This is a genomic window from Pectobacterium sp. 1950-15 (genome assembly GCF_037136835.1).
GTDB lineage: Bacteria > Pseudomonadota > Gammaproteobacteria > Enterobacterales > Enterobacteriaceae > Pectobacterium.
This window is the reverse complement of sequence record NZ_JBBBQR010000041.1, coordinates 1-1172: the sequence shown is the minus strand read 5'-3', so window position 1 is coordinate 1172 and position 1172 is coordinate 1. Positions and strand designations below refer to the sequence as shown.

Annotated in this window: 1 protein-coding gene and 1 tRNA gene; both read right to left on the bottom strand. The window is 46.8% G+C overall.

All coding sequences use genetic code 11. The features are described 5' to 3' along the window. Positions 1 to 29: 29 nt before the first annotated feature. The gene (locus WCT94_RS20685; RefSeq protein WP_336871591.1) at positions 30 to 818 is read right to left on the bottom strand and encodes an endonuclease/exonuclease/phosphatase family protein; all 789 of its coding nucleotides are present in this window, start codon (positions 816 to 818) and stop codon (positions 30 to 32) included. Positions 819 to 1060: 242 nt separating this feature from the next. Further along, positions 1061 to 1137 (bottom strand) — tRNA-Asp (locus WCT94_RS20680). Positions 1138 to 1172 lie beyond the last annotated feature (35 nt).

Here is a 1172-nt window from a genome sequence, read left to right as displayed (position 1 = left end):
AAATGTAGAGGGCTGTTTTTTTATGGCGATTAAACCAGGCTAAACTCGACGAGCAGTGGGTTGTGATCTGAAGCTTGAGTCACCAAGACGGAAGACTGGTTTACGGCCAGTTCACGGTAAAAGACGAAATCTAGCGGTCGACCAAACGCCTTGCGCCGCTGGTCATCAACGAAATGTACCTCCTGCAACCCCATCCTTGCCGCAAACCGATTAAGTGCGTTAATACGCTGCTGACTCCACGCATTAAAATCTCCAGCCATAATAGCCGGCCCCTGATGATGGGTAAGTTGCTCCCCAATTGCAGCCAACTGCTTGGTATAAACCTCAACACCAAAACTAAAGTTAACCGCATGGATATTGATAACCATCAGTCTCTGCCCATTCTGAAGCGCATAGACCGTCACCAGAGAGGACTTGGCTAAACGCAACAAGGGCTCTCTTTCACGTAAAGGACAGCAATACACCGGCTGAGCAGCTGACAACGTCATCACACCAGATGGATGTTGTGGAAGAATAATCGCGGGCACTTGATCGGCAGAGAGATAATTACTGGTTGCAAAACGGATGAGGTCTGGCGTACTTTGTGCCTCCTGCAACAAGACTAGCTGAGTACCTTTGCCGAAATTCTGTAAAACGGAAAGCCAGTTCATTCGTTGCTGCTTGAAAATGTTCCACACCATTACGCGTAAAACATCTCCCTCCAGCAGCAATGAGCCTGTCGGTAGCGCTTGCCCCGGATAATGCATTTCCCCGGGAGGAAAGATACGTTCAGCTGGTTGGCCAGCAACATACCTCATTGCATAGGTTTTTTTCCGCACGCCTTATCCACTATCAGTTTCAATACACTAAATACCCTATCAAAAAAGAGTTCTCTTCTGTTATAAGAATTTTATCGCAGACTTGCAATGTACGCCTGAAGATAGAGAGGAAAAAATAAAATGGTGAGGAAAAACAAAAAGTGAGAAGAAAAGTGAGAGAAGACAGGAATTCACCTAAAAATACTAATGCCTAAATATGCAAAAAGCCCTAAGCGTTAACTTAGGGCTTTTTGCATAATAAGTGGCGGAACGGACGGGGCTCGAACCCGCGACCCCCTGCGTGACAGGCAGGTATTCTAACCAACTGAACTACCGCTCCACCGAATTTCTCTACAACCACCAGATTACTCCGGC